The organism is Enterobacter sp. BNK-29, assembly GCF_048684785.1.
In the GTDB taxonomy this organism is placed as follows: Bacteria; Pseudomonadota; Gammaproteobacteria; order Enterobacterales; family Enterobacteriaceae; genus Enterobacter; species Enterobacter cloacae_M.
Map to the genome: position 1 here is coordinate 2,363,479 of NZ_JBLQTU010000001.1, position 26,489 is coordinate 2,389,967.

The 26,489-nt window shown below is 54.2% G+C and carries 30 protein-coding genes; 18 read left to right on the forward strand and 12 right to left on the reverse strand.

The window, feature by feature from the left end; all coding sequences use genetic code 11:
- Positions 1–25 precede the first annotated feature (25 nt).
- From ACMGGX_RS11265 to ACMGGX_RS11280, 4 genes are all read left to right on the forward strand, one after another.
- Entirely contained in the window at positions 26–394 is a 369-nt protein-coding gene (locus tag ACMGGX_RS11265) for a diacylglycerol kinase (RefSeq protein ID WP_420298369.1), read from the forward strand.
- A 108-nt stretch (positions 395–502) separates the two neighbouring features.
- Positions 503–1,111, forward strand: a complete 609-nt coding sequence (lexA, locus tag ACMGGX_RS11270; protein ID WP_023310039.1) for a transcriptional repressor LexA — start codon at positions 503–505, stop codon at positions 1,109–1,111.
- Positions 1,112–1,174: 63 nt separating this feature from the next.
- A complete protein-coding gene (gene dinF / locus ACMGGX_RS11275) occupies positions 1,175–2,512 on the forward strand; it encodes an MATE family efflux transporter DinF (RefSeq protein ID WP_420298370.1) in 1,338 nt (445 codons plus the stop codon).
- 120 nt (positions 2,513–2,632) lie between these two features.
- The gene (locus ACMGGX_RS11280) at positions 2,633–2,842 is read left to right on the forward strand and encodes a CsbD family protein (RefSeq protein WP_014830284.1); all 210 of its coding nucleotides are present in this window, start codon (positions 2,633–2,635) and stop codon (positions 2,840–2,842) included.
- Positions 2,843–2,911: 69 nt separating this feature from the next.
- Here the strand turns inward: ACMGGX_RS11280 and zur are convergent, their stop codons facing one another.
- Positions 2,912–3,424, reverse strand: coding sequence for a zinc uptake transcriptional repressor Zur (zur, locus tag ACMGGX_RS11285; protein WP_008503369.1), 513 nt, complete (start codon positions 3,422–3,424; stop codon positions 2,912–2,914).
- 114 nt (positions 3,425–3,538) lie between these two features.
- On the opposite strand from zur, the gene ACMGGX_RS11290 reads away from it, so the two are divergent.
- From ACMGGX_RS11290 to pspG, 4 genes are all read left to right on the forward strand, one after another.
- Positions 3,539–4,027 (forward strand): cupin domain-containing protein, encoded by a 489-nt coding sequence (locus ACMGGX_RS11290; protein WP_181594203.1) that lies wholly within the window; start codon positions 3,539–3,541, stop codon positions 4,025–4,027.
- A gap of 172 nt (positions 4,028–4,199) precedes the next feature.
- The gene (locus ACMGGX_RS11295) at positions 4,200–5,510 is read left to right on the forward strand and encodes a conjugal transfer protein TraF (protein WP_348562233.1); all 1,311 of its coding nucleotides are present in this window, start codon (positions 4,200–4,202) and stop codon (positions 5,508–5,510) included.
- Between the two features lie 82 nt (positions 5,511–5,592).
- Positions 5,593–6,588: a tRNA dihydrouridine(20/20a) synthase DusA gene (gene dusA, locus ACMGGX_RS11300; RefSeq protein ID WP_063440741.1), complete on the forward strand. Its 996-nt coding sequence runs from the start codon at positions 5,593–5,595 to the stop codon at positions 6,586–6,588.
- A 136-nt stretch (positions 6,589–6,724) separates the two neighbouring features.
- Positions 6,725–6,967 (forward strand): envelope stress response protein PspG, encoded by a 243-nt coding sequence (gene pspG, locus ACMGGX_RS11305; protein WP_023310044.1) that lies wholly within the window; start codon positions 6,725–6,727, stop codon positions 6,965–6,967.
- A gap of 183 nt (positions 6,968–7,150) precedes the next feature.
- Here pspG and ACMGGX_RS11310 read toward each other — a convergent pair whose 3' ends face one another.
- A complete protein-coding gene (locus ACMGGX_RS11310) occupies positions 7,151–8,134 on the reverse strand; it encodes a quinone oxidoreductase (RefSeq protein ID WP_420298371.1) in 984 nt (327 codons plus the stop codon).
- Between the two features lie 66 nt (positions 8,135–8,200).
- Here ACMGGX_RS11310 and dnaB point away from each other — a divergent pair, with 66 nt between their 5' ends.
- Together dnaB and alr are read left to right on the forward strand one after the other, a co-directional pair.
- Entirely contained in the window at positions 8,201–9,613 is a 1,413-nt protein-coding gene (gene dnaB / locus ACMGGX_RS11315; protein ID WP_023310046.1) for a replicative DNA helicase, read from the forward strand.
- Positions 9,614–9,629: 16 nt separating this feature from the next.
- Positions 9,630–10,709 (forward strand): alanine racemase, encoded by a 1,080-nt coding sequence (gene alr / locus ACMGGX_RS11320; protein ID WP_420298372.1) that lies wholly within the window; start codon positions 9,630–9,632, stop codon positions 10,707–10,709.
- A 51-nt stretch (positions 10,710–10,760) separates the two neighbouring features.
- On the opposite strand, the gene ACMGGX_RS11325 is transcribed toward alr, so the two are convergent.
- Positions 10,761–11,891: a hypothetical protein gene (locus tag ACMGGX_RS11325; RefSeq protein WP_063440744.1), complete on the reverse strand. Its 1,131-nt coding sequence runs from the start codon at positions 11,889–11,891 to the stop codon at positions 10,761–10,763.
- A 317-nt stretch (positions 11,892–12,208) separates the two neighbouring features.
- On the opposite strand from ACMGGX_RS11325, the gene ACMGGX_RS11330 reads away from it, so the two are divergent.
- On the forward strand, positions 12,209–12,802 hold the full coding sequence (locus ACMGGX_RS11330; protein WP_223862650.1) for a response regulator transcription factor: 594 nt from the start codon (positions 12,209–12,211) through the stop codon (positions 12,800–12,802).
- Positions 12,803–12,886: 84 nt separating this feature from the next.
- Here the strand turns inward: ACMGGX_RS11330 and ACMGGX_RS11335 are convergent, their stop codons facing one another.
- The 6 genes from ACMGGX_RS11335 to ACMGGX_RS11360 form a co-directional block, all read right to left on the reverse strand.
- Complete coding sequence (locus ACMGGX_RS11335; RefSeq protein WP_032662594.1) at positions 12,887–13,177, reverse strand: hypothetical protein; 291 nt, start codon at positions 13,175–13,177, stop codon at positions 12,887–12,889.
- The gene (locus tag ACMGGX_RS11340) at positions 13,178–13,585 is read right to left on the reverse strand and encodes a hypothetical protein (RefSeq protein ID WP_033144411.1); all 408 of its coding nucleotides are present in this window, start codon (positions 13,583–13,585) and stop codon (positions 13,178–13,180) included.
- A gap of 65 nt (positions 13,586–13,650) precedes the next feature.
- Positions 13,651–14,133, reverse strand: a complete 483-nt coding sequence (locus ACMGGX_RS11345; RefSeq protein WP_420298373.1) for a ribonuclease — start codon at positions 14,131–14,133, stop codon at positions 13,651–13,653.
- A gap of 18 nt (positions 14,134–14,151) precedes the next feature.
- Positions 14,152–14,601: a lysozyme gene (locus tag ACMGGX_RS11350; RefSeq protein WP_047059578.1), complete on the reverse strand. Its 450-nt coding sequence runs from the start codon at positions 14,599–14,601 to the stop codon at positions 14,152–14,154.
- A complete protein-coding gene (locus ACMGGX_RS11355) occupies positions 14,601–15,203 on the reverse strand; it encodes a DUF2589 domain-containing protein (RefSeq protein ID WP_126797420.1) in 603 nt (200 codons plus the stop codon). Before ACMGGX_RS11355 ends, ACMGGX_RS11350 begins: the two co-directional genes overlap by 1 nt.
- A gap of 75 nt (positions 15,204–15,278) precedes the next feature.
- The gene (locus tag ACMGGX_RS11360; RefSeq protein WP_029740216.1) at positions 15,279–15,836 is read right to left on the reverse strand and encodes a DUF2589 domain-containing protein; all 558 of its coding nucleotides are present in this window, start codon (positions 15,834–15,836) and stop codon (positions 15,279–15,281) included.
- Between the two features lie 206 nt (positions 15,837–16,042).
- Between ACMGGX_RS11360 and tyrB the strand changes: the two genes are divergently transcribed.
- From tyrB to ACMGGX_RS11380, 4 genes are all read left to right on the forward strand, one after another.
- On the forward strand, positions 16,043–17,236 hold the full coding sequence (tyrB, locus tag ACMGGX_RS11365; protein ID WP_420298374.1) for an aromatic amino acid transaminase: 1,194 nt from the start codon (positions 16,043–16,045) through the stop codon (positions 17,234–17,236).
- Positions 17,237–17,554: 318 nt separating this feature from the next.
- Positions 17,555–18,268, forward strand: a complete 714-nt coding sequence (gene aphA / locus ACMGGX_RS11370) for an acid phosphatase AphA (RefSeq protein WP_063440753.1) — start codon at positions 17,555–17,557, stop codon at positions 18,266–18,268.
- A gap of 113 nt (positions 18,269–18,381) precedes the next feature.
- Positions 18,382–18,798, forward strand: a complete 417-nt coding sequence (locus ACMGGX_RS11375; RefSeq protein ID WP_024906721.1) for a secondary thiamine-phosphate synthase enzyme YjbQ — start codon at positions 18,382–18,384, stop codon at positions 18,796–18,798.
- Positions 18,799–18,800: 2 nt separating this feature from the next.
- Complete coding sequence (locus ACMGGX_RS11380; protein ID WP_023310053.1) at positions 18,801–19,154, forward strand: MmcQ/YjbR family DNA-binding protein; 354 nt, start codon at positions 18,801–18,803, stop codon at positions 19,152–19,154.
- A gap of 3 nt (positions 19,155–19,157) precedes the next feature.
- Here the strand turns inward: ACMGGX_RS11380 and uvrA are convergent, their stop codons facing one another.
- Positions 19,158–21,980 (reverse strand): excinuclease ABC subunit UvrA, encoded by a 2,823-nt coding sequence (gene uvrA / locus ACMGGX_RS11385; protein WP_029740212.1) that lies wholly within the window; start codon positions 21,978–21,980, stop codon positions 19,158–19,160.
- Positions 21,981–22,231: 251 nt separating this feature from the next.
- Between uvrA and ssb1 the strand changes: the two genes are divergently transcribed.
- A complete protein-coding gene (gene ssb1, locus ACMGGX_RS11390) occupies positions 22,232–22,762 on the forward strand; it encodes a single-stranded DNA-binding protein SSB1 (protein WP_023310055.1) in 531 nt (176 codons plus the stop codon).
- A gap of 62 nt (positions 22,763–22,824) precedes the next feature.
- Here the strand turns inward: ssb1 and ACMGGX_RS11395 are convergent, their stop codons facing one another.
- The gene (locus ACMGGX_RS11395; protein WP_008503385.1) at positions 22,825–23,106 is read right to left on the reverse strand and encodes a YjcB family protein; all 282 of its coding nucleotides are present in this window, start codon (positions 23,104–23,106) and stop codon (positions 22,825–22,827) included.
- A 646-nt stretch (positions 23,107–23,752) separates the two neighbouring features.
- Here ACMGGX_RS11395 and ACMGGX_RS11400 point away from each other — a divergent pair.
- Positions 23,753–25,318, forward strand: coding sequence for an EAL domain-containing protein (locus ACMGGX_RS11400; RefSeq protein ID WP_032662576.1), 1,566 nt, complete (start codon positions 23,753–23,755; stop codon positions 25,316–25,318).
- A gap of 6 nt (positions 25,319–25,324) precedes the next feature.
- Here the strand turns inward: ACMGGX_RS11400 and soxS are convergent, their stop codons facing one another.
- On the reverse strand, positions 25,325–25,651 hold the full coding sequence (gene soxS, locus ACMGGX_RS11405) for a superoxide response transcriptional regulator SoxS (protein WP_013095071.1): 327 nt from the start codon (positions 25,649–25,651) through the stop codon (positions 25,325–25,327).
- A 98-nt stretch (positions 25,652–25,749) separates the two neighbouring features.
- Between soxS and soxR the strand changes: the two genes are divergently transcribed.
- Positions 25,750–26,208: a redox-sensitive transcriptional activator SoxR gene (gene soxR / locus ACMGGX_RS11410; protein WP_023310057.1), complete on the forward strand. Its 459-nt coding sequence runs from the start codon at positions 25,750–25,752 to the stop codon at positions 26,206–26,208.
- The last annotated feature ends 281 nt before the right edge of the window (positions 26,209–26,489 follow it).

The following is a 26,489-nucleotide window of genomic DNA, read 5'->3' on the forward strand; positions in this document are numbered from 1 at the left end:
CTTTTTTTCATAAAAGGTTCTTTTAATGGCCAATAATACCACTGGGTTAACGCGTATCATCAAAGCCGCCGGCTATTCATGCAAAGGTTTCCGTGCCGCGTGGATCAACGAAGCTGCCTTTCGCCAAGAGGGTGTCGCCGCAATCATCGCGGTGATCATCGCCTGTTTCCTTGATGTTGATGCTATTACCCGCGTACTTCTTATCGGTTCCGTACTTCTGGTGATGATAGTGGAAATTCTTAATAGCGCTATTGAGGCCGTTGTTGATCGCATAGGTTCAGATTTCCACGAGCTTTCTGGCCGCGCAAAAGACATGGGCTCTGCTGCCGTGCTGCTGGCGATTATCACTGCCGTTATCACCTGGGTCACGCTGCTTTGGTCACATTTCCGATGAGCCTCGAGGAATAATTAAGTCCCTGGTTTTTTGTGCAGTTTTTGGTTCCAAAATCGCCTTTGACTGTATATACTCACAGCATAACTGTATATACACCCAGGGGGCGGAATGAAAGCGTTAACGACCAGGCAGCAAGAGGTGTTTGATCTCATCCGGGATCATATCGGCCAGACGGGTATGCCACCCACGCGTGCGGAAATCGCGCAGCGTCTGGGCTTCCGTTCTCCGAATGCTGCTGAAGAACACCTGAAAGCGCTGGCGCGTAAAGGCGTGATTGAGATTGTTTCAGGCGCGTCACGCGGTATCCGCCTGCTGGTGGAAGAAGAGACGGGCATTCCGCTGATAGGCCGTGTTGCTGCCGGTGAGCCTTTACTGGCACAGCAGCATATTGAAGGCCACTACCAGGTCGATCCTGGCATGTTCAAACCGAGCGCTGATTTCCTGCTGCGCGTCAGCGGTATGTCGATGAAAGATATCGGTATTCTTGACGGCGATCTGCTTGCGGTGCACAAAACGCAGGATGTGCGTAACGGCCAGGTGGTTGTCGCGCGTATTGATGATGAAGTCACCGTCAAACGTCTGAAAAAACAGGGGAACACCGTTCAGCTACTGCCTGAAAACAACGAGTTCTCCCCGATTGTGGTCGATCTCCGCGAACACAACTTCTCTATCGAAGGACTGGCGGTTGGGGTCATTCGCAACGGCGAATGGCTGTAACCTCTTCCTGACAGGCTATGGCACCGCTGTAGCCTGCTTCATTCTCGACTCCCGGTATTTTTCATGTCACTGCTGACGGCATCCGATAAGGCATTGTGGCGTCTTGCTCTGCCGATGATTTTCTCCAATATTACCGTTCCCTTGCTGGGTCTGGTCGATACTGCCGTTATTGGCCACCTTGATTCGCCTGTTTATCTTGGCGGCGTGGCGATTGGCGCGACGGCAACCAGCTTCCTGTTTATGCTGCTGCTCTTTTTGCGCATGAGCACCACCGGGCTCACGGCCCAGGCTTATGGTGCAAAAGATCCGCTGCGTCTGGCGCGCGCGCTGGTCCAGCCGCTGATCCTTGCGCTTGGCGCGGGGGCGTTAATCGTTTTATTTCGTACGCCCCTGATCGACCTTGCACTCCATGTTGTCGGCGGCAGCGAGGCGGTACTGGCTCAGGCGCGACGTTTCCTTGAAATCCGCTGGCTCAGCGCGCCCGCCTCGCTGGCAAACCTGGTTCTGCTGGGGTGGCTATTGGGCGTGCAGTACGCCCGTGCGACAGTGATTTTGCTGGTGGTAGGCAACCTTCTTAACATTGTGCTGGATGTCTGGCTGGTAATGGGCCTGCATATGAACGTGCAGGGCGCGGCGCTGGCGACGGCGATTGCCGAGTACGGAACCTTTATTATTGGCCTGTGGATGGTCTGGCGCGTGCTGGCGATGCGCGGCATCTCTCTGGCGCTGCTCAAAACCGCATGGCGCGGCAATATCCGTAAGCTGCTGGCACTTAATCGTGACATCATGCTGCGCTCGCTGCTGCTTCAGCTCTGCTTCGGTGCGCTGACGGTTTTCGGGGCGCGACTGGGGCCAGAAATCGTTGCGGTCAACGCGGTATTGATGACGCTGCTGACCTTTACCGCCTACGCGCTGGACGGTTTTGCCTATGCGGTAGAAGCGCATTCCGGGCAGGCGTACGGCGCGCGCGAAAGCGGGCAGCTGCGGGACGTCTGGCGGGCAGCCTGCCGCCAGTCTGGGCTGGTGGCGCTGGCGTTCGGCCTGGTTTATGCCTGCCTTGGTGAGCAAATCGTCGCGTTGCTTACGTCTATCCCTGCGCTGCGCGAGCTGGCGAGTCACTATCTCATCTGGCAAGTCATCTTACCGGTGGTCGGCGTCTGGTGTTATCTGCTGGACGGCATGTTTATTGGTGCGACTCGCGGAGCGGAAATGCGCAACAGCATGGCGGTCGCTGCGGCCGGGTTTGGCCTGACGCTGCTGACGCTTCCCTGGCTGGGTAATCACGGTTTGTGGCTGGCCCTGGCCGTTTTCCTCTCGCTGAGAGGGATATCGCTGGCTTTTATCTGGCACCGCCACTGGCAAAACGATACCTGGTTCCCTTCACGTCACGATATATCGTGACGGTTAAAGATTCCGAATATGAAATCAACTGCCGAATCCTTAACTACAATAATTATCACGTCCAGCAGAAAAGAACGTAACGGACGTTACGACCCGACGCTTAACTAAGAGGACACGATGATGAATAAAGACGAAATCGGCGGCAACTGGAAGCAGTTCAAAGGTAAAGCGAAAGAACAGTGGGGTAAGCTGACTGATGACGATATGACCGTCATTGAAGGTAAACGCGATCAGCTTGTCGGTAAAATTCAGGAACGTTACGGCTACGCGAAAGACCAGGCGGAAAAAGAAGTAGGCGACTGGGAAAAACGCAACGACTACCGCTGGTAACCGGGCTATACCCGCAAGTACAAGGAAGTACACCCTGAGGGCGGCCATGAGCCGCCTTTTCTTTTGCCGTTAACGCGGTTTTTTCTTCACAAGAATAGAGTGGTCGTGCTGACACGCGTCCTGATGACGACAGGCTTCCACTTCCACGCAGGCAGAGCACAGTCCGTGCGCTTCAATCACGTTATGACGCAGGGCAAAACCCATTTTCGCTGCCAGCGTATGCATAATATCTTCCACGCCTTCCGCAGCTTCTTCTTTCACCACGCCGCAGCGGTCGCAGATAAACATCGCCGATGTATGGGTGGGCTGATCGAACAGATGGCACAACACGTAGCTGTTTGTGGACTCAACTTTATGCACGAATCCTTGTTCCAGCAGGAAATCCAGGGCGCGATACACGGTCGGAGGTTTCGCCTGCGGCTCGCTTTCGCGGAGCAGGTCCAGCAGATCGTAGGCGCTGATAGCACCCTGCTGCAGGCTCATCAGACGTAAGACTTCAAGGCGCTGCGGAGTCAGGCGCACATTGCGTTGCGCACACAGCTTTTCGGCCTGCGCTAACAGCTCTTTTGTGGACTTATCCATTTAGCACCCCGGATGTTATAGGACGGAAACCCCCACTTTATCATGTTCTGGTAAAAACGCCGAGATCCGCCAGTCTGTGCTATACCTGACCCATTGCAAACCGGGAAATAAACAATGAAAAAACCTGACTGTATTCGGCACTGGCGCGACGTTGAAGGCGCGGATGATTCGACCTACCCAGATAGCGATGAGCGTTTTTCTATCGGCGCCCCGTTGGCTCGCAAGCTTGGGCTCGGGCGCATTGGTATCCATCATGAGCGTTTACCGCCCGGGCGCAGGACGTCCTATCCGCACGCGGAAAGCGATGAAGAAGAGTTCGTTTATGTGCTCGAAGGTCATCCAGAAGCGTGGATTAACGGCTATTTATGGAAACTTGAACCGGGCGACAGCGTGGGGTTTCCTGCCGGAACCGGTATCTGCCACAGCTTTATCAACAACACGGACGAAGAGGTGCGGTTACTGGTCGTTGGCGAAGCTAACAAGAAGCACAACCGCATCTACTATCCGCTCAACCCCGTGTATGCCGCTACCCGTGAGGATCGCTGGGTAGACCACCCGCCCCAGTTTTTTGGACCGCATGATGGAAAACCTGGGAAAAAATAATTTCCTCTTCTATAAATATTGAGGGCCGTCACAAAATATAACAGGCCGTAAGGAAGTTTTACTTAGGGATAGAAATAGCGGGTCTTTTACTACTTATTCACAGCAATAGTTCGTTCCTGTTTGGGTGATAACAGACAGGGGTTATTTCATAACAGACTATAACGGGCATACTGTGAAAAAAAATTTTAAATTTTCGGTGGTTAGTATCGCTGTTTCCTTGTTTATGGCAAATCAGGCGGGAGCAGCAAATACCTGGACAGAATCACGGAGTGACGCAATGGGCGGTACCGGCGTTGCGGCTGGGAGCTATGGTAGCGGGGCGTTAATCAACCCCGCGTTGCTGGCAAAGGCAAAACCGGACGATGATGTGACGGTCATTTTGCCGTCCGTTGGCGTACAGGTGACGGATGAGGACAATCTGCAGGACGAGATTGATACCATCAACGACAAAATCAATCACTATAAGGATGTGGTTGACGACCTCACGCCAGGAGACATTATCACCAATCCTTTAGGTTCCATTAATCAGTTCCAGGGCGCGGCCAAAGATCTGGCCGATGAGCTGGACTATCTCAAGGGCAAAACCGCACGCGCGACGGCAGGTGCAGGGCTTGCCGTGAGTATCCCTAACGATGTGCTTTCCGTGGCCTTTATGGCGAAAGGCTATGCCCATGGCCGGGTGAGCTCGTCTATCGATCAGCAAGATATTGATTATCTGCGCGGTATTCAACGAAGCAAGGTGGTGGCTGCCGGTGTTGCCCTGGACGCTGCGCTGAACGGCACGGATCAGATCACTAAAAATCTCAACTCAACGGCGTCTGGCCGGGCGGCGATTGTGTCCGACTATGGTGTTGCCGTAGCCCGTCAGTTTGACCTTGGCGGCGTCCCGGTTTCCGTAGGCGTGACGCCAAAGCTGCAAAAAACCTGGGTCTATAACTACACCACCTCAATCTACGATTACGACAGTAACAAGTGGAACGACAGCCGCTATCGTACGGACGACACGGGCTTCAACGTCGATGCCGGTATTGCGGCTGATTTCGGCGAACACTGGACGGTCGGCGTGAGCGGTCAAAACCTGATGTCGCGTGATATCGACACCAAAGATATCCGCATCCGCAACGGCCGTACGGGAGAAGTGGTGAGCTATAAAGACACCTATCAGATCCGTCCGCTGGTGACCGCCGGGGCCGCCTGGCACAACGATCTGGTGACGCTGACTGCCGATGGCGACCTGACGGAAACCAAAGGCTTCAAGAGCGAAGATACGTCGCAGTACGTGGGGGTCGGTGCTGAGGTTACGCCGCTCAGCTGGCTGGCGGTGCGTGCGGGTTATCGCGCGGACGTGAAGGGTAACGACAGCAATGTCTTTACCGGCGGTGTCGGTTTCGCGCCGTTCAGTACCGTTCATGTTGACCTGATGGGCCTGTACGGCGAGGACGAAACCTGGGGCGCCGGGGCTCAGCTGAGCATGACGTTCTAAAGTCCACCGGAGGCGCTGCGCCTCCGTCTTTTCTTTGTGCTATAGTAGCGCCCCTTTTCCACCAGATGCTTAAAACTTCGCCATGTCGTCAGAATTACAGACCGCTTTCCCTGCACACCGTTTCTCCATTGCGCCGATGCTCGACTGGACGGACAGACACTGCCGCTATTTCCTGCGCCAGCTCTCCCGCCATACGCTGCTGTACACCGAAATGGTGACCACGGGCGCAATCATTCATGGGAAGGGCGACTATCTGGCCTATAGCGAAGAAGAGCATCCGGTTGCCCTGCAGCTGGGCGGCAGCGATCCGGCCGCGCTGGCGCAGTGCGCGAAGCTGGCAGAAGAACGCGGCTACGACGAGATCAACCTGAACGTTGGCTGCCCGTCCGACCGCGTGCAGAACGGCATGTTTGGCGCCTGTCTGATGGGGAATGCACAGCTGGTAGCGGACTGTATCAAGGCGATGCGCGATGTGGTCTCCATTCCGGTCACGGTCAAAACCCGTATCGGCATTGATGATCAGGACAGCTACGAATTCCTGTGCGACTTCATCAACACGGTATCCGGAAAAGGCGAGTGCGAGATGTTCATCATCCACGCGCGAAAAGCCTGGCTCTCCGGCCTCAGCCCGAAAGAGAACCGTGAGATCCCGCCGCTGGACTATCCGCGCGTGTATCAACTGAAGCGTGACTTCCCGCACCTGACGATGTCCATCAACGGCGGCATCAAGTCGCTGGAAGAGGCCAAAGCGCATCTGGAACATATGGATGGCGTGATGGTCGGCCGCGAGGCGTATCAGAACCCGGGCATTCTGGCGACGGTCGATCGCGAAATCTTTGGTATCGAAGGCGCGGACACCGATCCGGTTGCCGTCGTGCGTGCGATGTACCCTTACATTGAGCGCGAGCTGAGCAATGGCACGTATCTCGGCCATATCACTCGCCATATGCTTGGCCTGTTCCAGGGGATTCCGGGCGCGCGTCAGTGGCGCCGCTACCTGAGCGAGAATGCGCATAAAGCCGGTGCCGATATTGAGGTGCTGGAACATGCGCTGCGACTGGTGGCAGACAAGCGATAACTTTCGCTAAAAGTTCGTCAAATTCACCACGCCCTGCGAACGTTTGCGGGGTGTTTTGCTTTAATAACAACAACTTAATACTGGCATGATTCTTGTAATGCTGACTGCATTACTCGGGAACTCGTGGGAGAGAACCATGCTGGAACTACTTTTTGTGATTGGCTTTTTTGTCATGCTGTTAGCGACAGGCGTTTCGCTGCTCGGCATTCTGGCGGCTATCGTGGTGGCGACGGTGGTCATGTTTATTGGCGGACTGTTTGCGCTGACGATCAAACTGTTGCCGTGGCTACTGCTGGCCATTGCGGTCGTGTGGGTGATTCGGGCGATTAAAGCGCCAAAAGTGCCCAGTTATCAGCGCAATAACCGCTTCCGTTACTAAGGTATTGAGGGGTTCGTCACATACTTGTAACTTTTCCGGCGGCATGGCTTAGAACAGAATAGGATTTAGTTATCGAATCTGTCACTATGACTGCCGTTAAAGAATTCATCGAGCTGTACCCTACATACAGCCGAACTAAAAAAAGAAAGGGCTTCCCACGGGAAGCCCAATTTCTTTTGGGACTCAGGGAATCAACAAGCTCGACCCCTGCGTCGCCCGGCTCTCCAGCACCTCATGCGCGCGCTGCGCATCGGTCAGCGCGAATTTCTGCGCATCTGCCACATCCACTTTGATGACGCCGCTGGCGATCAGCGAGAACAGCTCGTTGCTGGCTTCCTCAAGTTCTTCCCGGTTGGTGATGTATCCTTGCAGGGAAGGGCGCGTCACGTACAGAGAACCTTTCTGGTTCAGTATGCCGAGGTTAACGCCGGTTACCGCGCCTGACGCATTGCCGAAGCTGACCATCAGACCACGGCGCTGCAGACAGTCCAGCGACGCTTCCCACGTGTCTTTCCCCACCGAGTCATACACCACGCGCACTTTTTTGCCGCTGGTAATCTCCTTCAGCCGCTCAACAATGCTCTCTTCACGGTAGTTAATCATCTGCCAGGCGCCCGCCTGGAGCGCGCGCTGCGCTTTTTGTGCATTTCCGACCGTGCCGATCAGCTTCGCGCCCAGTGCTTTTGCCCACTGACAGGCGATGAGCCCGACGCCACCCGCTGCGGCATGGAACAGGAACTGCTCGTCGGGCTTAATTTCATAGGTTTTGCGCAGCAGGTAGTAAACCGTCAGGCCTTTCAGGAACGAGGCCGCCGCCTGCTCAAAGGAAATGGCGTTAGGCAGCAGGGCGGCTTTATCCGCCGGAACGTTGTGGACGGAGCTGTAAGCGCCCAGCGCAGACTGCGCGTACACCACGCGATCGCCCTCTTTAATATGCTTAACCGCGCTGCCCACTTTGACGACGACACCGGCCGCCTCGGTGCCCAGGCCGCTCGGCATTGACGGCGGCGGGTAGAGACCGCCGCGAATATAGGTGTCGATGTAGTTAATGCCGATGGCTTTGTTTTCAACCTGCACTTCGTTTTCGCCAGGCGCGGCAGGTGTGAACTCCACCGCTTTCAGTACGTCTGGCCCACCGTGTTTCTGGAATTCAATGCGCGTTGCCATGCTCCCTCCGTAAGAAAAATATGGTAATCTTTCGACCCACTCTTTATCTCGGTAACTCCATTCACTATGGCAGGAAACAAACCCTTCAACAAACAGACTGAACCTCGCGAGCGTGATTTCCAGGTCGCAGGGTTAAAGGTCCCGCCGCACTCGATTGAAGCGGAACAGTCGGTGTTGGGCGGTTTAATGCTGGATAACGAGCGCTGGGACGACGTCGCCGAGCGCGTCGTGGCGGAAGATTTCTACACCCGCCCGCACCGCCACATCTTTACTGAAATGGCGCGTCTGCAGGAGTCGGGCAGCCCGATCGACCTGATCACGCTCGCGGAATCGCTGGAGCGTCTTGGTCAGCTCGACAGCTGCGGCGGGTTTGCCTATCTGGCGGAACTGTCAAAAAACACGCCTAGTGCGGCGAACATCAGCGCTTATGCCGATATCGTGCGCGAACGTGCCGTCGTCCGCGAGATGATCTCGGTGGCGAATGAGATCGCCGAGGCCGGTTTTGATCCGCAAGGGCGCACCAGCGAAGACCTGCTCGACCTGGCTGAATCCCGCGTCTTTAAAATCGCCGAAAGCCGCGCCAATAAAGACGAAGGCCCAAAAAACATCGCCGATGTCCTCGACGCCACCGTTGCCCGTATCGAACAGCTGTTCCAGCAGCCGCACGACGGTGTAACCGGGGTAAACACCGGCTATGACGATTTGAACAAGAAAACCGCCGGTCTGCAGCCGTCGGATTTGATTATCGTCGCCGCGCGTCCGTCTATGGGTAAAACTACCTTTGCGATGAACCTCGTCGAAAACGCGGCGATGTTGCAGGATAAGCCAGTGCTGATCTTCAGCCTTGAGATGCCCTCCGAGCAGATTATGATGCGTTCTCTGGCGTCGCTGTCGCGCGTAGATCAGACCCGCATTCGTACCGGCCAGCTCGATGATGAAGACTGGGCGCGCATCTCCGGCACCATGGGCATTCTGCTGGAAAAACGTAACATCTATATTGATGACTCGTCCGGCCTGACGCCGACGGAAGTGCGCTCCCGCGCGCGCCGTATCGCCCGTGAACACGGCGGCATCGGCCTCATCATGATCGACTACCTTCAGCTGATGCGCGTCCCGTCGCTTTCCGACAACCGTACGCTTGAAATTGCGGAGATTTCCCGCTCGCTCAAGGCGTTAGCCAAAGAGCTGCACGTACCGGTAGTCGCGCTGTCGCAGCTGAACCGCTCTCTGGAACAACGTGCCGACAAGCGCCCGGTCAACTCTGACCTGCGTGAGTCCGGCTCCATCGAGCAGGATGCCGACTTAATCATGTTCATCTACCGTGATGAGGTTTATCACGAGAACAGCGACCTGAAAGGGATCGCCGAAATTATTATTGGTAAACAACGTAACGGCCCAATCGGGACGGTGCGTCTGACCTTTAACGGACAGTGGTCGCGTTTCGACAACTATGCCGGTCCTCAATATGATGATGAGTAATTTCTAAGGAATTCAAATGCAAGCGGCAACTGTTGTTATTAACCGCCGCGCTCTGCGACACAACCTGCAACGTCTGCGTGAACTGGCGCCTGCCAGCAAGCTCGTTGCAGTCGTGAAAGCGAACGCTTACGGACACGGTCTTCTTGAGACCGCGCGAACGCTCCCCGATGCCGACGCCTTTGGCGTCGCCCGTCTTGAAGAAGCCCTCCGCCTGCGCGCGGGCGGCATTACTCAACCCATACTGCTCCTCGAAGGCTTTTTCGAAGCCAGCGATCTGCCAACCATTGCTGACCAGCATCTGCACACGGCGGTACATAACGAAGAACAGCTAACCGCACTCGAAACCGCCGAACTGGGCGAGCCGGTGACCGTCTGGATGAAGCTCGACACGGGCATGCACCGTCTTGGCGTGCGTCCGGAAAGCGCGGAAGCGTTTTATCAGCGTTTATGCCGGTGCAAAAACGTGCGTCAGCCGGTGAATATCGTCAGCCACTTCGCCCGCGCCGATGAGCCCGAGTGCGGTGCGACCGAGCGCCAGCTGGATATCTTTAACACCTTCTGCGAAGGCAAGCCGGGGATGCGCTCGATTGCGGCATCCGGCGGGATTCTGCTGTGGCCGCAGTCGCATTTCGACTGGGCGCGACCAGGCATTATTCTCTACGGCGTGTCGCCGCTGGAGAACAAACCCTGGGGGCCGGACTTTGGCTTCCAGCCGGTCATGTCGCTGGTCTCTAACCTGATTGCCGTGCGTGACCATAAAGCGGGCGAGCCGGTCGGCTACGGCGGTACCTGGACCAGCGGGCGTGATACCCGTCTCGGCGTGGTGGCGATGGGCTATGGTGACGGCTATCCGCGTGCCGCACCGTCGGGTACGCCGGTTCTGGTCAACGGTCGCGAGGTGAAGATCGTTGGCCGCGTGGCGATGGACATGATTTGTGTCGATCTGGGGCCTGAAGCCCAGGATAAGCCCGGCGACGATGTCGTGATGTGGGGCGAAGGTTTGCCCGTTGAACGCATTGCTGAAATGACGAAAGTGAGTGCTTACGAACTTATCACGCGGCTGACGTCAAGGGTGGCGATGAAGTACATCGACTGAGACTCGCATAGAGTAGTCCAACGGCATAAGCTGCCGTTGGACGCGTAACGCTTATTTCAACACGTTATAGATCGCCTGATTAGTCAAATAATCCGACGCGAGCCCTGACTCCGGACTGAAGCGCGAACCCTGGATGGACGAGAACCGTTTTCCAGTGCTGCCCAGTGAGACATAGCGCTCCCCTCCATCGTTTTCCGAAATGGTGTACACCGTTTTTTGCATCTCGGCGAATAGCGGAGCGTTACGCTGAATGGACTGGTGCAATTCCAGCAGCTGCACTCCATCCAGATTGAGCTTTTTATCCAGCGTGACGCCCCATCTTTGCAGGCAAACTTCTGCAAAATGACGCACGATCGTGCCGGGCTCATGGACCACTTTTTCCCCGCTATTCCCATTGGCCGAAGCATTCCCCACCAGCGTAGCGTGGCGACCAGACATGGGATAAATATGTACTTTTGTCGCGCTATCGGTCTGTGGAATGACGCACGAGAAACCTTTTGACCGCTCATGTCTGGCATAGAAAGCCACATACTCCTTCACGTTGCTGCCCAGAGTGACTTTGTCCGCCTGGAAATTACCCATACCCGGAACCGGATCGACCGCAAAAATATTCACCGGAATCGTCGTTAAAAGGGGATCGGCAAGCATTGCATTGGCAAGCATATGACAGCTAATTCCGCCCCGGCTCCACCCAACAAGGTTCACCTGAGTGGGCAGGATCTGACCCTGGCGGAAGGTTTTGATGATTTGCTGCTGCAGCGCCTGCTGGGTCACTTTACGATCGCCATAGTCATATTTGCGCCACCAAAAGGAACCGGTAACCTCAACGTCCTGAATAGGCACGCCCGCCTTTTTAAGCTGCTCATAGTTTTCTTTTGTGAGCTTCTCACGCTGCCAGTCAACGTGGCCTTTGATAATATTAATCGCATGCTGAACATTCTCGTTCCAGCCGCTGCCCAGAAGCTGGGCACGAAGCTGAGAATATTCTCCGCTTTTGACCCAAAGCTCATCGCTTTGTAGATTGCCGCTCCCCGGGCCATCAAGAATGACCCATTCGGCGAACTCTTTACCCTTGTTATTGGCTGCCAGAGAAGAGATGAGCTCGCCGTTCCAGTAATTAGCATGAGACTCATCAAATTTATTAGATCCAGTACCACAGAAATACACTGTTAGTATTGTCATAAATGACCTCATTGAAATATTAATATGTAGGTGGATGGCACGCGTGCAGTTAAATAATATGTGTCAGCAATTTTTCGGGGAATATGCTATTAAGCCCAGGCTATTTTTGATAATGATAAGGTAGTTCTCAATTAAACATGGCTATGTTTAATGTGTAGTACTGCTTAAGTTTTTGCTTTGGGTATATGACGTTTGCCTTATGCCGAATGCTGTTTTTACAGTTTTGTAATAGCACGCATACTTAATTTCGGAATAAGTTGGTTGAATAACCTAAGAAAATAGATTTCACACGGGGTTATGCTACGATGAATATATTAATGATCGATGAATTACCGATCTTCATTCACGGTATGAAAACAGAGCTGGAACGCGTAATGCCGGAATGCACTGTTTTTGCAGCGAACAATTTTGAAGATGCACACGCAATTTTAACCTCTATGCCGGTCAGCATTATTTTGCTGGATGGTGAAATGAAGTGCCGTGATTTTATCACTAATTTGATGACAAACTGGCCTGAGCTACCGATCGTGGTGATGTTACGAAAAACGACGGATAAGATATTCAACTTCTACATCCGCCAAAGCATTAAGGGCATTTTTACCAAGGATCTCCCTGCCGAGAAAATCAGCCAGATACTTTGCATGGTTTCCTCGGGGGTGGTCTGTTTTCCGGAGCAAGCCGTGGTCCAGCGAGAACAACCCACTGGTGGTTTGCCGATCTACTCCCTGAGTCGTCGGCAGAAGGAAGTTCTTAAGCTGCTGGCGAATGGAGGAACAAATAAGCAGATCAGCCGGCAATTGAATATCAGTGCAGGTACGGTCAAAGTACATCTTGAATCCATCTTTCACCGATTACAGGTCAACAATCGGACACAGGCCGCAATGCTCTATTTTAAATATATGTCTAATTAGCCGCTTTTCAGCAAAGCGAAGGGCTGCAGTCAAAATGCGTTAAAAGAAAAGCGCAACAGACAGACCTCTGTTGCGCTTTGTTTTTTAACGGTACTGAGATTTGAAATAATATATCACCACCACCAGCGTTCCGAAGTCCTGCAATAGCCAGAATGGAAAGCTGTCACTCAGTATATCAGCACCGGTAAGAATAAATTTCATGTTTAAGCTGCTTTCACCAAAAAAACCAAAGGCGAGGGCGGCTAAGCCAATTTTACACATTACCGGCAGGGCATGGACTCTTCGGCTATAGGCGGCAAACAAAATCAGCAGCGATGTTATCAGGTCGACGAAGATAATAAAGGGAAGCACCCAGCCATTCATTATATTAAGCATTTATTCTCCATCGGGTTTGTTGTGGGTTAAATCAGGCGGAGAAAGTGATTCATGTCTGACTTTACTTTTGATGACGCTTGCAACATCAAAAATATCGCGTTGTTCATGCCGGCGAAAAAAGTTTGCCAGCCAGACGATCAGGCCATTACTCATTGCCCCGAGGATATACCCTAAACCAAGCGTGATATCGGCCTGATTAAGGTCTATCTTTAACCAGCGGGCTGCTAATCCACCTAATGCGACGGCCGCGCCCATGCTGATTCCACCAAAAATAATGCCTGCCATAAATCGGCTGTGCTGGTGCAATCGCTGCGGTTGCCAGAAAAACGAGATACTGACGCCGCCAAATAAACCTGAAAAAGCCAGCAAGGCTTCACTGATGAGGGTCGGGAGATAGATGTCAGACATATGTTCATCCTCTGCAAGGATAAATCCCCTCGGAAAAGGGGATTTATTATCGTAACGGGCGCTTATTATTGGCAGGGATCCAGCTCAACAATATGCTGATACTTATCGGTCGTAATAAAGCGCTGCTGCCCTGACAGGCTGTAAATCAGACGCTTGGGAGAGCGATACCCCTTCACGACATCGACATCCGCGCTAAGCCAGGGCTGACTGACAGGAAGAGCGCGATGGCTGTATTTATCGCCACCGATCCATTTTTGATTGGTGGGTTTAAGACCCCAAAGCGATTCGCTTTCACTTCCCGACCAGCCGAGGCGTTTGGCCTCCTCCGAGGTGATATAGCGATCGGGCAGGCGCCCAAAATTTTTTATATGACGAAGCGTTGTCGCCAGATCGGTCACGTTATTGACGGGCACCATACCCTGAGAAGATAAAAAGGCGTTGGCTTCCTTTATTTCCTCTTCGCAGGTTGGCATGGCGGCGGTTGCCTGTAACACGTTGAATAACGAAACAGACAGTACGGCCATTTTCACTACGGATAGTGGTTTCATTGTAATTTTCCTGTTGAATTAACTAAGAAATAGCTTCATTTCCGCCTCGCGGCGTCGGGTAAGCCCGGTCAAAACCTTACCGCCTGCCTTATTCCAGCTTTTGAACTGCAGTGCGGCGCCCTGGATATCGCCTGCGTTGAATTTTTTGAGCAGCGTGGATTTCTTTAAATTGCCCACGCCAAGGTTGAAGGCGAACGAAACCAGCGCGTCGAATTGGTTCTGTGTCGAAGCGTTGTTCAGCAGTTTTTTCACGCCGTCCTCGGTGCGTTTCAGATCTTTGCGCAGCAGATCTTTGGCTTCGCCGGTGGTAATTTTGGTGAGCTTTTCCATCTCCTCTTTGAGGATCAAATGGCCGTAGCCGATGGTCCATAAACCTACGGCATCGCGATAACGCTCCAGCCTCAGCCCTTCAAACTGGCAAATAAGCTGAATGCCCTTGTCACCTGTACGTTCTGGTTGTTTTTGCATTACGGAGTCTCCTCTGCTTTCGGGCGGGGAATCACCTTGTTGGTGTATTCGTCAATCAAACGCATGACGCTTTCCGGTGGCTCAAGTGCGGTAAATTGCATCTCTACATCGACGTGGCGGCTGTCACGCCCGCCTTTGTTATCGCTGGAAGGCGAAAGGCTGACGTGAAAGCGGCCAAATTCGTTTTCACCGGACTGGCGGGAAGGCGCCTGCATGCCTTCCGTGCGGATCGTCAGGTTGACCTTCATCTTTTCCAGCATCAGCCCGCGCGGTGTTGAAAGCGCGACTAAGGGCAGGTCAAAGTAGTGCTTTTCATCCAGCGCCAGCTGTACCGTGCGTGGAATTAACGAACCGTCTTCTGCGGGTTCGAAAAAGGGATCCAGCGCTTTCATATACTGCTGAGCAATCAGTTCGTTGGCCGCAGTGGCCGCGTACTGCATCCCGCGCGTGATATCTTCAAGCGAGATCGGCACGCCGGGAATATCGGCTGGAGGCGCTGGAGGCGTGTTTTCCTGTGCCGGCGGCGTGCCTTCATCCTCTTTGCCCGTCTTGTTTTCCGGCTCCTCATCCTTGCCGCCGCGCAGCCATTTTTTAAAAGACATATTTCGCTCCTGAAAAAAGGGCTACCCGGGTAGCCCCTGCGTTACGGAATCGCACGTATGTCGCGGCGTGGAAGATTATTGCGCGGCGACAGGCTTGGTTTTGGCGTTGGTCAGGTAATCAATCACGCGCTGCAGAGCTTCAGGTGGCTCCTGGCGTTTAATCTGGGTATGAATGGAATATTTCGCGCGTGTATCGGTCGAACGGGTCTGCTCCGATTTATGGGAGACCTTGCCGGTCATTTTCGCTTTGAAAACGCCCCAGCCGATGGACGCTTCCACGGAAGCCTCCGCTTCGGTGCTGCTGGAACTGGCTTCGCTCTGGCTCACTTCCAGCTCAAAGTCGATGGTGCCGTCCTCGATGCAGATGATGGGGTGGGTGACCGCCGCCAGGAGCGGAATACTCATCTTGCGGGTCACGCTGCCTTTATTGACCCCCTGTTCGTCTACCACGGTTTCGTCGTAGTCGAACTCGATCGCGACAGCTTTGCCGTCTTTAATACAGACGGAGAGCAGGAAGTCGGTATAGGCCTTGCTCGCCTGGACCTGTGCTTTGATCATCGCCTGCAGCGGACCGCCGATCATATGTTCCAGCGGCAGGGCGTTAATAACTGAACCAATAAATTGTGAATCCATGATGCGAACTCCTTGAATCAGTGAATGCGCGGTTGCGCAGGAGCCACATTACGGAAAGCGAGAAGGGGAAAATATTGGGTAAATGGCATGGCGAGAGGACGCAAAAAACCTATGCCGATCGCAGGATAATCTTAAGGGGTGGTGTTGAGTGATATTCCGGTTTATTGTTGAAATCCCTGCCTCATCGAATTCCGGAGAACCATCGCGTGTTTCAGAAAGTTGACGCCTATGCCGGCGACCCTATCCTCTCCTTAATGGAGCGTTTCAAAGAAGATCCTCGCAGCGACAAAGTGAACCTCAGCATCGGTCTGTATTACAACGAGGATGGCATCATTCCTCAATTAAAAGCCGTTGCCGAAGCCGAAGCGCGTCTGAACGCTGTTCCACACGGTGCGTCGCTCTATCTGCCGATGGAAGGGTTAAACGCCTACCGCAACACCATCGCTCCGCTGTTATTCGGTGCCGAGCACGCAGTGCTCGCGCAAAAGCGCGTGGCGACCATCCAGACGTTGGGCGGCTCGGGTGCGCTGAAAGTGGGTGCAGACTTCCTGAAAAAATACTTCCCGGATTCAGGCGTGTGGGTCAGTGACCCGACGTGGGAAAACCACGTTGCGATCTTCGAGGGCGCAGGTTTCAAAGTGGCGACCTATCCGTGGTTCGACAGCGAAACGAACGGCGTGCGCGTTGAAGCGCTGCTGGAAAAACTGAACACCCTGCCAGCGCGCAGCATTGTACTGCTGCATCCATGCTGCCATAACCCGACCGGGGCGGATCTCACCAACACCCAGTGGGATGCGGTGATTGAGGTACTGAAGGCCCGCGACCTGATTCCGTTCCTCGACATTGCCTACCAGGGCTTTGGCGCGGGCATGGAAGAAGATGCTTACGCCATCCGCGCCGTGGCCAGCGCAGGTCTGCCAGCTCTGGTCAGCAACTCCTTCTCTAAAATCTTCTCCCTGTACGGTGAACGCGTTGGCGGTCTGTCCGTGGTTTGTGAAGACGCCGAAGCGGCGGGTCGCGTGCTCGGCCAGCTGAAGGCGACGGTGCGCCGTATTTACTCCAGCCCGCCAAACTTTGGTGCGCAGGTGGTGGCGACGGTTCTCGGCGACGAACAGCTGAAAGCGTCCTGGCTTGCCGAAGTGGAAGCGATGCGTAAGCGCATCCTGTCCATGCGTCAGGAGCTGGTTAACGTGCTGAAAGAGACCGTGCCGGGACATAACTTCGACTATCTGCTCAAGCAGCGCGGGATGTTCAGCTATACCGGACTGAGCGCGGCGCAGGTCGATCGCCTGCGCGAAGAGTTCGGCGTTTACCTGATCGCCAGCGGCCGTATGTGCGTGGCGGGACTGAATGCCAGCAACGTTCATCGCGTGGCGCAGGCGTTTACTGCTGTAATGTAAGTACTTACTATTCGCTTCCCCCTCTCCCTGTAGGAGAGGGTCGGGTGAGGGCATCTGGCCGCACAAAACCTTGCCCGGTGGCACTTCGCTTACTGGGCCTACGGGCTGGTTGTTCTCCCTCTCCCTATGGGAGAGGGCTGGGGTGAGGGCATCAGGCCGCACAAAAACCTTGCCCGGCGCTTTGTGATCGTCTTCTTTTTATTCAGCTTCATAAGCAAAAACTCCTTCCCTTCACCTCCCGCTGGGGTTATGGTCGGATAGTTTTTTGACCATTCGCTCAAATTAAAACAATAACAAACTGAATATTCAGGGGAAAATATGCGCAAGATCACACTGGCGCTCAGCGCCGCCTGCTTATTGTTCTCGCTTAATAGCGCCGTCGTCGCGCGAGCTTCTGCCCCGACGCCGCTTTACACCGGCACCACCGCCGCCATTCTTGCCGAGCAGGCGCCCATTCACTGGGTTTCCGTGGCCCAAATCGAAAACAGCCTGATCGGCCGTGCGCCAATGGCCGTGGGCTTTGACATTGACGATACCGTGCTGTTCTCAAGCCCCGGCTTCTGGCGCGGGAAGAAAACGTATTCACCGGACAGCGAAGCGTATCTGAAGAACCCGGAATTCTGGGAAAAAATGAATAACGGCTGGGACGAATTCAGCATCCCGAAAGAGGTTGCCCGTGCGCTTATTGCCATGCACGTGAAGCGCGGTGACAGCATCTACTTTGTCACCGGCCGCAGTCAGACCAAAACCGAAACCGTCTCCAAAACGCTGCAGGATGATTTCCAGATCCCGGCGACCAGCATGAATCCGGTCATTTTTGCCGGTGACAAAGAAGGGCAAAACACCAAAACACAGTGGCTGGAAAAGAAAAATATCAAAGTATTCTACGGCGATTCGGATAACGACATTACCGCCGCACAGGATGTGGGTGCCAGAGGGATCAGGGTGTTACGTGCCTCTAACTCCACGTATCGACCGCTTCCGATGGCCGGAAAGTTTGGCGAAGAGGTGATCGTCAATTCGGAGTATTAAGTACCCGGCAGCGAGTTTGGCTCTTTTTTAATCAAATCTCGCTGCTGCGGGTTTTACCTTTCGTCTTCTTGCTGCACACTTAGAAAGATTCATCTTTCAATACGGAGCAGCACATGTGGTACCAACAGACTCTGACCTTAAGCGCTAAACCACGCGGATTTCACCTGGTGACGGATGAAGTCATCGGGCAACTCCGCGATCTGTCGCGCGTCAGAACGGGTTTGCTGCATCTGCTGCTTCAGCACACGTCCGCCTCTCTCACGCTTAATGAAAATTGCGATCCCACCGTCCGGTCCGACATGGAGCACCATTTCCTGAAGAGCGTCCCGGACAACGCGCCTTACGAGCATGACTATGAGGGGGCGGACGATATGCCTTCGCATATTAAATCCTCCCTGCTGGGCGTATCGTTGATGCTGCCGGTTCACAACGGGCGGCTGCTGTTGGGAACGTGGCAGGGGATCTGGCTGGGAGAGCATCGCATTCACGGTGGTTCGCGTAAAATTATCGCCACGCTACAAGGGGAATAAAGATGACAATTTCGGAGATACTTCAGTACTGCATGAGCAAGCCCGGCGCGGAGCAGAGCGTTCATAGCGACTGGAAAGCCACGCAGATTAAAGTGGGAGATGTCCTGTTTGCGATGGTGAAAGAGGTGGAAGGCCGTCCGGCGGCGTCGCTGAAAACCAGCCCTGAACTGGCGGATTTGCTACGTCAGCAGCATGATGACGTGAGGCCGAGCAAGCACCTCAATAAGGCGCACTGGAGCACCGTCTATCTGGATGGGTCGATTCCAGGCTCGCAGATTTACTACCTGGTGGACGCGTCCTATCAGCAGGCGGTTGAGCTGCTGCCGGAAACCACCCGACAGCAACTCTCCGTGTGACAATTACAGCAACGGTTTAAGGAAGCGCGCGGTGTGCGAGGCTTCGCACTCTGCAACGGTCTCTGGCGTACCGGAGACGAGAATTTCACCGCCGCCGCTGCCGCCTTCCGGGCCGAGATCGACAATCCAGTCCGCAGTTTTAATCACGTCCAGGTTATGCTCGATGACCACGATGGTGTTGCCCTGGTCTCTGAGCTGATGCAGAACCTCGAGCAACTGCTGGATGTCGGCAAAGTGCAGGCCGGTGGTCGGCTCGTCCAGAATGTAGAGCGTCTGACCGGTGCCGCGTTTTGACAGCTCACGCGCCAGCTTCACGCGCTGCGCTTCACCGCCGGACAGCGTGGTGGCGGACTGTCCCAGACGAATGTAGGTCAGGCCCACGTCCATCAGCGTTTGCAGCTTACGCGCCAGCGCAGGGACGGCGTCAAAGAACTCGCGCGCCTCTTCGATGGTCATGTCCAGCACTTCGTGGATGGTCTTGCCTTTGTACTTAATTTCCAGCGTTTCGCGGTTATAGCGCTTGCCTTTGCACTGGTCGCACGGCACGTAGATATCCGGCAGGAAGTGCATCTCAACCTTGATCACGCCGTCGCCCTGGCATGCTTCGCAGCGGCCACCGCGAACGTTAAAGCTGAAACGTCCTGGCGTATAGCCGCGTGAACGCGCTTCCGGCACGCCAGCAAACAGTTCACGTACGGGCGTGAAGACGCCGGTATAGGTTGCCGGGTTAGAGCGCGGAGTACGGCCAATCGGGCTCTGGTCAATGTCGATAACTTTATCGAAATGCTCCAGCCCCTGGATATCGCGGTACGGCGCAGGCTCGGCCAGCGTCGCGCCGTTCAGCGCCGTCTGCGCAATCGGGAACAGCGTATCGTTGATCAGCGTCGATTTACCGGAACCGGACACGCCGGTGATGCAGGTAAACAGGCCAACCGGCAGCGTCAGGGTGACGTCTTTCAGGTTGTTGCCGCGCGCGCCGGTCAGCTTCAGCACTTTTTCCGGATCTGCCGCTACGCGCTGTTTCGGCACTTCAATCTTGCGCTTGCCGCTCATGAACTGACCGGTCAGCGATTCGGGCACCGCCATGATGTCCTTCAGCGTCCCTTCCGCGACCACCTGGCCGCCGTGTACGCCAGCGCCTGGGCCAATGTCGATGACGTGGTCAGCCGCGCGGATCGCATCTTCATCGTGCTCGACCACAATTACCGTGTTGCCGAGGTTGCGCAGGTGAACCAGCGTGCCGAGCAGACGCTCGTTGTCGCGCTGGTGCAGGCCGATGGACGGCTCATCCAGCACGTACATCACGCCGACTAAGCCCGCGCCAATCTGGCTCGCCAGACGAATACGTTGGGCTTCACCACCGGAGAGCGTTTCAGCCGAGCGGGAAAGCGTCAGGTAGTTCAGGCCAACGTTCACCAGGAACTTCAGGCGATCGCCGATCTCTTTCAGCACTTTTTCGGCGATTTTCGCGCGCTGGCCGGAGAGCTTCAGGTTGTTGAAGAAGTCCATCGCATGGCCGATGCTCATGTCTGAGATGGTCGGCAGCGCGGTGTTTTCCACAAACACATGGCGCGCTTCGCGACGCAGACGCGTGCCTTCACAGGTGGCGCAGGAGCGGTTGCTGATGAATTTCGCCAGCTCCTCGCGCACCGCGCTGGATTCGGTCTCTTTGTAGCGGCGCTCCATGTTGTGCAGCACCCCTTCGAACGGGTGGCGGCGCACGGAGGTATCGCCGCGATCGTTCATATACTTGAACTCGATGTTCTCTTTGCCGGAACCGAACAGGATCACTTTGTGCACGTTCGGGCTCAGGCTCGCCCACGGGGCTTCGACGTCGAACTTGTAGTGCTCCGCCAGCGATTTCAGCATCTGGAAGTAGTAGAAGTTACGTTTGTCCCAGCCGCGAATGGCCCCGCCCGCCAGCGACAGCTCCGGGTTCTGGATCACGCGGTCCGGGTCGAAATACTGCTGCACGCCCAGGCCGTCACAGGTCGGGCATGCGCCCGCCGGGTTGTTGAATGAGAACAGGCGCGGTTCCAGCTCGCGCATGCTGTAGCCGCAAATCGGGCAGGCGAAGTTGGCGGAGAAGAGCAGCTCTTCCGCTTTTGGGTCGTCCATGTCGGAGACCACGGCCGTGCCGCCAGAGAGTTCCAGCGCCGTTTCAAATGATTCCGCCAGGCGCGTGGCGAGATCGTCGCGCACCTTAAAGCGGTCAATCACCACTTCGATGGTGTGCTTCTTCTGCAGCTCCAGCTTGGGCGGATCGGACAGGTCGCACACTTCGCCGTCGATACGGGCGCGGATATAGCCCTGGCTTGCCAGGTTTTCCAGCGTTTTGGTGTGCTCGCCCTTACGCTCTTTAATGATCGGTGCCAGCAGCATCAGGCGTTTGCCTTCTGGCTGCGACAGCACGTTATCCACCATCTGGCTCACGGTCTGGGCCGCCAGCGGGACGTCGTGGTCCGGGCAGCGCGGCTCGCCTACGCGGGCATACAGCAGACGCAGGTAGTCATGAATTTCGGTAATAGTACCGACCGTTGAACGCGGGTTATGCGAGGTGGACTTCTGCTCAATAGAGATAGCAGGGGACAACCCTTCAATGTGGTCGACATCCGGTTTTTCCATCAGCGACAGGAACTGACGCGCGTACGCAGAGAGCGATTCAACGTAACGACGCTGTCCTTCGGCATACAAAGTGTCGAAAGCCAGTGAGGATTTGCCAGACCCCGAAAGCCCGGTCACGACAATGAGTTTGTCGCGAGGGATTATGAGGTTGATATTCTTGAGATTGTGGGTGCGGGCGCCCCGAACTTCGATCTTATCCATTCACCTTTCCCGGTTGGAACACGGATTGCCTGATTTGTTTGAAGGACAAACGGCTGTCAGAAACGGCTAATTATGACACAATTTGACCTGTTTGAATATACAGTATTGGAATGCATTTTCTGATTGGCTGTGTAACAATGCCGAGTCCGCGAGAGATTTCTGAACCGACTACGCAACTATGCAAATTGCCGCGTGGAAATGGTACACTCGCGCGTTTACACTATTAAGAAACGTATTCAGGAGACACGAACATGGCCAGCAGAGGCGTAAACAAGGTGATTCTCGTCGGTAATCTGGGCCAGGACCCGGAAGTACGCTACATGCCGAGTGGTGGCGCAGTTGCCAACATTACGCTGGCTACTTCCGAATCCTGGCGTGATAAAGCGACCGGTGAGATGAAAGAGCAGACCGAATGGCACCGCGTTGTGCTGTTTGGCAAACTGGCCGAAGTGGCCGGTGAGTATCTGCGTAAAGGTTCTCAGGTCTATATCGAAGGCCAGCTGCGTACCCGCAAATGGACCGATCAGTCCGGCGCTGAGAAGTACACCACAGAAGTCGTAGTCAATGTGGGCGGCACCATGCAGATGCTGGGTGGCCGTCAGGGCGGTGGCGCACCGGCTGGCGGCGGTCAGAGCCAGCAGCAGGGCGGTTGGGGTCAGCCTCAGCAGCCGCAGGGCGGCAACCAGTTCAGCGGCGGCGCACAGTCTCGTCCGCAGCAGCAGTCTGCTCCGGCGCCGTCTAACGAACCGCCAATGGATTTCGACGACGACATTCCGTTCTGATTTCCGTGTGCTGAAAACAAAAAACCCAGACTATCGTCTGGGTTTTTTTATTCCGTCAGGGATCAGGTAATCACCATCGGCCAGTCTGGCGGCGTGTGGCTCATCGCCTCAACCATCACCACTTTAATATTTTCCCAGACGGCGGCGATATCCAGCAGGGTGATGCCAAGCAGACCCGTTGCAAACCAGCAGGCCGCACCCAGCCCCAGCAGGGTGCTGATGACAGCAAGACCCGCATAGTCAGATTTACGAAACTGAATATTCAGCGTGCTGGCTAAAAACATCAGTACCGCACTCAACAAAGGCCAGCGCAGGAGAACCATGCTGGTAGTAATGGTTGCCATAAAACCCATCCTCTACAAAACAGACGAACTGAATGAAACGGTGTTTCTCGTTACAAAATATGTGTGAACTATATCACGTTTGTTGATTTATTCGCCAGTGTCTGAGCGATCAAAAAAGAGGATTTTATTCTTCAGAAAAGGCGATTGTGCGGGTTGGTTCTGCCTTCGGCGCATGAGGCGGTGGGCACACAGCGCGCCGGAAACGCACATCGGGCAGGTGGTGATACCGCAAATTCGGTTTTTATAAGAGGGGCGTTATTCTCACCCAATCCTGAAAATATTGTGGTGAAGGCTGACTATTTATAAATCAACGAACACAATGCCTCTGAGCAAATAGCATAAAACGACCCGATGAAGTTGTACTTTTTTCATGCTGTCAGACGTTTGGCTTAATCAACGATCGTCTGTTGTGTTATCTTCCCGTCAGCCCTAACGGGCTGGATAATTATTTTCCTTAATTGAAACGGAACGAATACTTACAGTTTAACTTACGGGAAAATATTATCGGCATAACGAAATTTAAGATTTTTAATACTAAAAGTCAGTTGCTAACTTCGCATGATTCATGCAACGTAATCACCTGTTTAACAAAGCATCCGGCCTTCATTACTACAGGCGTACAACATGCAGGGATATAGGGCGGGAAATGAATCGTAGCGCGCGGCGCAAAATGCTCAGGGTGGTAGGGATCATCATGGTAGTTATGCTGCCGGTGATGCTTGCGCTATGGTTTGCCCAGCTACGAGCCGTTTCTGAAACAAGCGCCCAGCTACGCACATTTGCTGAACTGGCTTTAGACAAAACAGAGCTGGTTATTCAACAGGTTGAGCTGGCCAGGGACGAGGCAGTAAAATATCAGGGTGAGCTTTGCACGCCGGGACACCGTCAATATATGCTGAACGTTGTTCGTGGCCGCCTGTTTGTCGCCGATTTAATTTACGCTGAAGGTCAGAATTTTCTTTGTTCGACCGTTTTTACACCGGATCACCCCTACGCCATTCCTGTCGCTAATTACACGCGTAAACCTGACGTCGCTATCTATTATTATCGCGACACCCCATTTTATACTGGCTATAAAATGACATATATGCAGCGCGGAAATTATGTGGTTGTCGTCAACCCGCTTTCATACAGCGAAGTCATGTCCGCGGATCATTCTCTCTCCTGGGGTGTGTACGACACGGTAACCAATGCTTTCTTTTCCGTCAGCCAGAAAGCCAATGTTTCTTTATTAAATTCGATGATTCGGGATAAGGAATCGGTATTTCAAAAAGATAACCGCTTTTATACGATCGTAACATCTCCCAAAAGACCGATTGCGGCCATTGTGTCGACATCGAATAAACGCTTTTATGAAACGCTTTATCACCAGGCGACGTTGACGCTGCCGCTGGGCATGATCTGCAGCATTATTATTTTGCTGGTATGGTCCCGTACCCATCGAGAGCTTAATTCGCCGGGGCGCTTACTGCACCGCGCGCTGAACAAACGACAGCTTTGCGTCCACTATCAGCCGATTATTGATATTAAGAATAACCAGTGTGTGGGTGCGGAGGCGCTGTTACGCTGGCCTGGCTTTAACGGGCAGGTGATGAGCCCGGCTGAGTTTATCCCGCTGGCGGAAAGTGAGGGAATGAGCGAGCGGATTACGGACTATGTCGTTGAGGAGGTGTTCAACGATCTGGGCCATTTCCTGGCCGAGCATCCGCATCTCTATATTTCGATTAACCTGTCGGCCACGGATTTCCACTCCTCGCGGCTGATCGCCATGATTTCCGACAAGGCCCGCCACTACGCCGTCCGTGCGCAGCAAATCAAAATAGAAGTGACGGAACGCGGTTTTATCGATGTGCCAAAAACCACGCCGGTGATTCAGGCTTTCCGTCAGGCGGGTTATGAAGTCGCGATCGATGATTTCGGTACCGGCTACTCGAACCTGCACAATCTCTACTCGCTGAACGTGGATATTCTGAAAATCGATAAATCGTTTATCGATACCTTAACGACCAACAGTACCAGCCACCTGATCGCCGAGCATATTATCGAGATGGCGCAAAGCCTGCGGCTGAAAACCATTGCGGAAGGGGTAGAGACGGCAGAGCAGGTGAGCTGGCTGTTGAAGCGCGGCGTCCAGTTTTGTCAGGGATGGCACTTCGCGAAAGCGATGCCGCCCCAGGAATTTATGACCTGGCAGCAGCAGCCTTTGCACTAAGGGTGATTAATTCAACTGGTGGCGATAGTCGCTCGGCGTGCGGTCAAACTCGCGGCGAAACACGCGGGAAAAGGTTTGTTGCGACACATAGCCAAGGTCCATCGCGATATCAAAAATGGGCCGCTGCGTTGAGCGTAGCGCCTGCGCCGCCAGCAGCAGTCTGCGCTGGCGAATGTACTCGCCCAGCGTTTGATGCATGACCGTGCGGAACATTCTCTGTAAATACCATTTCGAATAGCCCGACTTTTTAGCGACCACATCAATGTTCAACGGTTGGTCGATATGTTCATCAATCCATTCAATAAGCGTCTGAATAATCTGCTGATGCGACATAAGGTTGCCCCTCTGTAGATACAACTATCTCGGTTAATTCGTCGTTTTCTCTGCGGGCGAGTATAATTCCTCAAGTTAACTTGAGGTAAAGAGGTTTTATGGAAAAGAGATTGCCGCGAATTAAAGCGCTGTTAACCCCCGGCGAAGTGGCAAAGCGAAGCGGCGTTGCGGTATCGGCGCTCCACTTCTATGAAAGCAAAGGGTTAATTAAAAGCATCCGCAACGGCGGCAACCAGCGCCGCTATACCCGAGACGTGCTCCGCTACGTGGCGATTATCAAAATTGCGCAACGAATCGGAATTCCCCTGGCCACCATCGGCGAGGCGTTTGGCGTGCTGCCGGAAGGGCATACGCTGAGCCCGAAAGAGTGGAAAGAGCTGTCGTCCCAGTGGCGTGAAGAGCTGGACCGGCGTATTCATACGCTGGTCGTCCTGCGTGATGAGCTGGATGGCTGCATCGGCTGCGGCTGCCTGTCGCGTAGCGATTGTCCGTTGCGTAACCCTGGCGACAGGCTGGGCGAGCAGGGGACGGGGGCGCGGCTGCTGGAAGAGGATTGAGTTTGTGCGGCCGGCAAAAAGCATAATAAAGAACTAAAGCGCCACATAAGGGCGCTTTAGTTTTTCCCGGTCTTTGTCTTTCACTCTATCCCGCTGGTTCACGGGAGGGTTTCCCCCGACGTCAGCACCCCTCAGTGTCGAGCTGGTTGGGGAGGTTCCGGATTGTGCTGACACTTTAATTCTATGCAAGACCCGTTTTTTCGCCAGCCTCACCGACCGTTTTTTAGACGAATTTTTTTCGCGGTGTTGTTCAATTTTCTATAGTTAAAAAGTATGAATAA

Bases quoted from the DNA above. Each gene is read 5' to 3' on its own strand.
- ACMGGX_RS11290 (WP_181594203.1), top strand. From the start codon at position 3,539: ATGAAAAAACCTGACTGTATTCGGCACTGGCGCGACGTTGAAGGCGCG.
- zur (WP_008503369.1), bottom strand. From the start codon at position 3,424: ATGGATAAGTCCACAAAAGAGCTGTTAGCGCAGGCCGAAAAGCTGTGT.
- ACMGGX_RS11330 (WP_223862650.1), top strand. From the start codon at position 12,209: ATGATCGATGAATTACCGATCTTCATTCACGGTATGAAAACAGAGCTG.
- soxR (WP_023310057.1), top strand. From the start codon at position 25,750: ATGGAAAAGAGATTGCCGCGAATTAAAGCGCTGTTAACCCCCGGCGAA.
- pspG (WP_023310044.1), top strand. From the start codon at position 6,725: ATGCTGGAACTACTTTTTGTGATTGGCTTTTTTGTCATGCTGTTAGCG.
- ACMGGX_RS11345 (WP_420298373.1), bottom strand. From the start codon at position 14,133: ATGAAACCACTATCCGTAGTGAAAATGGCCGTACTGTCTGTTTCGTTA.
- ACMGGX_RS11265 (WP_420298369.1), top strand. From the start codon at position 26: ATGGCCAATAATACCACTGGGTTAACGCGTATCATCAAAGCCGCCGGC.
- uvrA (WP_029740212.1), bottom strand. From the start codon at position 21,980: ATGGATAAGATCGAAGTTCGGGGCGCCCGCACCCACAATCTCAAGAAT.
- ACMGGX_RS11280 (WP_014830284.1), top strand. From the start codon at position 2,633: ATGAATAAAGACGAAATCGGCGGCAACTGGAAGCAGTTCAAAGGTAAA.
- aphA (WP_063440753.1), top strand. From the start codon at position 17,555: ATGCGCAAGATCACACTGGCGCTCAGCGCCGCCTGCTTATTGTTCTCG.
- ACMGGX_RS11395 (WP_008503385.1), bottom strand. From the start codon at position 23,106: ATGGCAACCATTACTACCAGCATGGTTCTCCTGCGCTGGCCTTTGTTG.
- ACMGGX_RS11355 (WP_126797420.1), bottom strand. From the start codon at position 15,203: ATGTCTTTTAAAAAATGGCTGCGCGGCGGCAAGGATGAGGAGCCGGAA.
- ACMGGX_RS11325 (WP_063440744.1), bottom strand. From the start codon at position 11,891: ATGACAATACTAACAGTGTATTTCTGTGGTACTGGATCTAATAAATTT.
- ACMGGX_RS11400 (WP_032662576.1), top strand. From the start codon at position 23,753: ATGAATCGTAGCGCGCGGCGCAAAATGCTCAGGGTGGTAGGGATCATC.
- ssb1 (WP_023310055.1), top strand. From the start codon at position 22,232: ATGGCCAGCAGAGGCGTAAACAAGGTGATTCTCGTCGGTAATCTGGGC.
- dnaB (WP_023310046.1), top strand. From the start codon at position 8,201: ATGGCAGGAAACAAACCCTTCAACAAACAGACTGAACCTCGCGAGCGT.
- ACMGGX_RS11380 (WP_023310053.1), top strand. From the start codon at position 18,801: ATGACAATTTCGGAGATACTTCAGTACTGCATGAGCAAGCCCGGCGCG.
- dusA (WP_063440741.1), top strand. From the start codon at position 5,593: ATGTCGTCAGAATTACAGACCGCTTTCCCTGCACACCGTTTCTCCATT.
- lexA (WP_023310039.1), top strand. From the start codon at position 503: ATGAAAGCGTTAACGACCAGGCAGCAAGAGGTGTTTGATCTCATCCGG.
- ACMGGX_RS11340 (WP_033144411.1), bottom strand. From the start codon at position 13,585: ATGTCTGACATCTATCTCCCGACCCTCATCAGTGAAGCCTTGCTGGCT.
- ACMGGX_RS11335 (WP_032662594.1), bottom strand. From the start codon at position 13,177: ATGCTTAATATAATGAATGGCTGGGTGCTTCCCTTTATTATCTTCGTC.
- ACMGGX_RS11375 (WP_024906721.1), top strand. From the start codon at position 18,382: ATGTGGTACCAACAGACTCTGACCTTAAGCGCTAAACCACGCGGATTT.
- soxS (WP_013095071.1), bottom strand. From the start codon at position 25,651: ATGTCGCATCAGCAGATTATTCAGACGCTTATTGAATGGATTGATGAA.
- alr (WP_420298372.1), top strand. From the start codon at position 9,630: ATGCAAGCGGCAACTGTTGTTATTAACCGCCGCGCTCTGCGACACAAC.
- ACMGGX_RS11360 (WP_029740216.1), bottom strand. From the start codon at position 15,836: ATGGATTCACAATTTATTGGTTCAGTTATTAACGCCCTGCCGCTGGAA.
- ACMGGX_RS11350 (WP_047059578.1), bottom strand. From the start codon at position 14,601: ATGCAAAAACAACCAGAACGTACAGGTGACAAGGGCATTCAGCTTATT.
- ACMGGX_RS11310 (WP_420298371.1), bottom strand. From the start codon at position 8,134: ATGGCAACGCGCATTGAATTCCAGAAACACGGTGGGCCAGACGTACTG.
- dinF (WP_420298370.1), top strand. From the start codon at position 1,175: ATGTCACTGCTGACGGCATCCGATAAGGCATTGTGGCGTCTTGCTCTG.